This window comes from Mesorhizobium kowhaii (assembly GCF_042431665.1).
GTDB classification, from domain to species: Bacteria; Pseudomonadota; Alphaproteobacteria; order Rhizobiales; family Rhizobiaceae; genus Mesorhizobium; species Mesorhizobium kowhaii.
The window spans coordinates 1-4,290 of record NZ_JBHLYT010000123.1 but is presented as its reverse complement, the minus strand read 5'-3'; the positions used below and the strand labels follow the sequence as shown (position 1 = coordinate 4,290).

The 4,290-nt window shown below is 57.1% G+C and carries 1 protein-coding gene and 3 pseudogenes; 2 read left to right on the top strand and 2 right to left on the bottom strand.

The features are described from left to right. Positions 1-488 (top strand): annotated as a pseudogene (locus ACFFNA_RS35805) (IS701 family transposase); the annotation flags it as partial. A gap of 255 nt (positions 489-743) precedes the next feature. On the opposite strand, the gene ACFFNA_RS35800 reads toward ACFFNA_RS35805, so the two are convergent. Beyond that, positions 744-1,910: an aspartate kinase gene (locus tag ACFFNA_RS35800; RefSeq protein ID WP_378924663.1), complete on the bottom strand. Its 1,167-nt coding sequence runs from the start codon at positions 1,908-1,910 to the stop codon at positions 744-746. 140 nt (positions 1,911-2,050) lie between these two features. Further along, positions 2,051-2,757: pseudogene (locus ACFFNA_RS35795) on the bottom strand (hypothetical protein). Between the two features lie 326 nt (positions 2,758-3,083). On the opposite strand from ACFFNA_RS35795, the pseudogene ACFFNA_RS35790 reads away from it, so the two are divergent. Beyond that, positions 3,084-4,180: pseudogene (locus tag ACFFNA_RS35790) on the top strand (IS630 family transposase). Positions 4,181-4,290: the final 110 nt, after the last annotated feature.

The window sequence follows — 4,290 nt, the reverse complement described above, 5'->3', positions numbered from 1 at the left end:
CCTTGTGGTACAGGCCCGGTACCCCGGTAATGCCGATCCGCTGGGTGCTGGTCCGGGATCCCGATGGCAAACGCGCCCCTCAAGCCTTCTTCAGCACGGACATCACCCTCGAGCCCGCCGACATCATCGCCCTGTTCGTCCGCCGCTGGCAGATCGAGGTCACGTTCGCTGAGACCCGTGCCCACCTTGGCGTTGAGACCCAGCGGCAATGGTCCGACAAGGCCATTGCACGAACCACCCCGGCATTGCTCGGGCTCTACAGCTTCATATCGCTATGGGCCTGCGATCTGCTCACCGGCACTACCACCCCATACGCCGCAGCGTGGTACCGAAAAACCAGCCTGACGTTCAGCGACGCCATCGGCGCCGTCCGCCTCGCAATCTGGATCGGCGATATTAATCAACACTCCCCGCCAAACCGGGAGCGACAAAATATCCCGCAAGAGCGCATCCTGCGAATGGCGCAAGCCCTGTGCTTCGCCACATAACGTACAAAGTCGAGCTAAGACCGGTGCACCACGAGTTTGTTCGGAGCGCGCGAGACATACATTGCAAGGACCGTCCCGTAGGCACCATGATGCGTCGACCGCATAGACGACCATGCTACCGGCTACCGGCAAATAACCTCCCACATAAAGGCCGCTTGCAAATCTCGCTATTAGACGACTACGCTTACGCTTGAGGGCACCAGGACAGAGATGGAGAGGCATCCAGAGTTGGAATGCAGCCGTCTGACTAAAGGATTACAGCGGATTTCCCGGCGCATTATTTGCGCGAAATAGTAGCGAACCATAGGCCGAGGGCTGTCCATCCATCCTCGACCCAAACGGCTCGCTAGCCGCTGCAGGATACATTCGTTCGTGAATTTGGCGCGCCAGGGAAATGGCGCGTTCATAATCGCTGTGCAAGTGGACGCGCAACACGGAAGAATCAATCTCTGTCACCGCGGTCCTTGATCCAATGGGGACGGAGCGAATGTTGGTGCGCGCGACAAGCCGCAGGGCAAAATCGATGTCGCTTACAATGCATATGCCCACCCCGTGGCTGTCCTCAACGCGGATCGCGTTGATCTCATGTCGAGCAAGAAGCGCCCAAAGGTTTTCGCGTTCTTGAAGACTGGCGCATGATAACACCGGGGCGTCGTGAGCCACTGTCACGGAACAGGGGATACCATGGCCTGTTACTAAAGTGCCCGTTACGGCTCCGTCGTTGGTGAGCGATTTGCAAACAATGGTGACCCCATGCTTTTCGGCGTAGTCCACCGCCCTGTGGTGCAGCACCTTTGCGCCATGCCGCGACATCTGTAGGATCGTACGGTGGGCGATCTCAGGAATCAGTTGTGCTCCTGAGACAAGATAAGGGTCTGCCGTATAGACACCCGGAACATCCGAGTAGATTTCGCAAGCGTGCTCCCCCAATATGGACGCGATTACGACAGCTGTCAGATCAGAGCTGTTTCTGCCGAGCATCGTTAACCTGCCGGACTGGTCAATTGCCTGGGCGCCCGCGGCAATGACGACGTCATGCTCCCGCAATGCTGCAATAGTTGGCTTAGGATCTACGCTGTCTATTGAGGCGCGACCGAAGTCTGAATTTGAACGGATTCCGAGGGAATAGGCGTTCAAAGACGTTACAGGAATCCCTATCCGGCTGACGGCGGCCTCCAAGAGGCAGGTACTGAGCATCTCTCCGGTTGCGAGTGCCGCATCGAGGCTCGATGGTGATACTTGCTGGTTGACGTCGAGCATGACTGCTTTCAGGTTGCCAGTGGTGCCCGACATCGCGCTGACCACGGCAACGATTTTGTTTCTGCCAGCCGCCAGTCGATCGGCTATGTGCGCAGCAACGCGAGCGTAGTCTTTGGCATGCAGAAAAGACGAGCCGCCGAATTTCAGAACCGTCACGTTCATGTTCCACCCAATCGCTGTATTGGCACAGCAAGCCGTGCAATGATGCCCAAGAGGTCGAATCCTCACTTCGCTTGACAACCTGGGCCAGCTGTGACTCCCACCGCCTGATCCGCAGCGCATTGATATCCATGCGCCCCAATTCAGCGCCCCTGCAAAACCGGCAAGGGCCGCAGGTTGCCGTTATTCGCCAAGGTCAGGAATGGTGTGATCGACCAATCAATTAAATCGGCAGCACGCCGAAGGAATGCCTTGGTCCGAGCACACGGTCGGGTGGGACGCAATAACATGCCCGATCCAGTCCCGGCAATCGCCCTTCCTGACGATCGGCGTCTTGAGTTCAACATACCATTTGACTTCGACGACAACCTGGGACAGCAGTCTCGATTGCCGTCGAGCCAATCGAGGGTGCCATCGCATCAGCAGCTAGCTACCGTACGACCGCAGTGTGCGAACGCCTTCTGCGCGCACTAGTAGGGGCCTCGTGCCAATTCTTCGCCCAGTATCCTCGGCGAAGACGCCATATGCAGGACGATCTCGGTGGCGAAGCTTTCCACCTCCGTCGCATTGGCTGCCACGCGATAAGCAGGCACTGGAGTCGTCGTCGCCCGCAAAGCCAGTAATGCCGACAATGTCATAAGTAGCAGGCAGCTTGGAACATTCGCGGATAAGCGCATCGAAATTATCTGTATCAACACGAATAGCCTCAACGCTTTCCGCCGCAATATATTCGTACTGGCGGCTCTGCCGCCAAGGTAATTGGACGAAGGCCGAGACGCCGAGCCGCTCCAACGTGGAGCGGACTATTGCCCCTATGACCTTCAACCAGGATGAGCGCCTTTCTTGCCATGGGCTTTTGACGGCGACGTTGCGTCCTGTGCGCTGGCTCAGCGTAAACCGGCGTCAGCTTTTTTGCCGTGCCTGATCTTAAATCTTGCCGTGAAGGTACCACTGTCGTCGCTTGACGGTAGTAAAGATTCTGCAAACTTAGTTGAAGGATCTGTTGCAACGGTACCGGCCGTGTGTCACGCAGCTTTTCAATGAATTTCGGAGGGTTTCGATGTTCAAATGTCGGCAGTTTGACCAGTCAGTGATACGCTTTGCATGCCCTAGTCACCTGGAACCAAAGTAAGCTTCATTTGTTCGGCTTCTGTCACAAGAGCAGGAGTTTGATTCATGGTTGGCAGGCAGGCGGACCTTGTCGTTCTGAGCGACGCGGATAGAAGTTTCCTCGAATCTCAGGTGCGCCGGCATAAAGCGCCGCGCTCCTTGTCGGATCGATGCCGGATGGTCTTGCTGTGCGCGCAGGGTTTGCAAAGCAAAGACGTTGCCGAACGCCTGGGTGTTCACGAGCACACGGTTGGCAAGTGGCGCCGTCGGTTCGTTCAGGATGGTATTGAAGGGCTGACAGATGAATATCGTGCCGGTCGACCACGAACTGTCTCCGATGCCCAGGTTGCTCAGTCGTTGAGCGTACGTTGAACACCACTCCCAAGGATGCCACGCACTGGTCCATCCGCTCGATGGCAGCCGACAGCGGCCTTTCGCATACCACCATCCGTCGGATCTGGAGCGCGTTTGGCCTGCAGCCGCATCGTGCCGAGACATTCAAGCTCTCCTCCGATCCGCTCTTCGTTGATAAGGTGCAGGACATCGTCGGCCTATATATGTCACCACCGGACCGGGCGATCGTGCTATGCGTGGATGAGAAATCGCAAATCCAGGCATTGGACCGCGAGCAGCCGGTTCTGCCTATGGCACCGGGCGTCGCCGAACGGCGTACTCATACCTATGTCCGCAACGGCACGACTTCTCTGTTCGCCGCGCTCGATGTTGCCACTGGGGCGGTGATAGGTCATTGCTACAAGCGTCACCGGGCCACCGAATTCCTCGACTTCCTGAAGCGCATCGACACCGAAATGCCCAATGGGCCGGACGTGCATCTGGTGATGGACAACTATGCGACCCACAAGACGCCGAGGATCAAGGCTTGGCTCGCGCGCCGTCCACACTGGCATGTTCACTTCACGCCAACGTCGGCATCCTGGATCAATCAGGTCGAGCGGTGGTTTGCAGAGCTGACGCGAAAGCAGTTGCAGCGCGGTGTACATCGTTCCACCGCAGAACTGGAAGCTGATATCGACGCCTTCATCGAAACCCACAACGAGAACCCCACCCCATACAAATGGGTCAAATCCGCCGACCAAATCCTCGCGTCGGTCAAGCGCTTCTGCCACAAGACAATGAACCGAACTTCAGATTCAGGTGACTAGAACAATTGTAAGCGGTTAGCTGACGGCGTCTGGTTTGAAGTTCCAGGGCATGAGCATTTCGATTTTGGCTGCGGGCCAGCGCTGAGCGATGCGGGTCAAGGTCTGGGAGA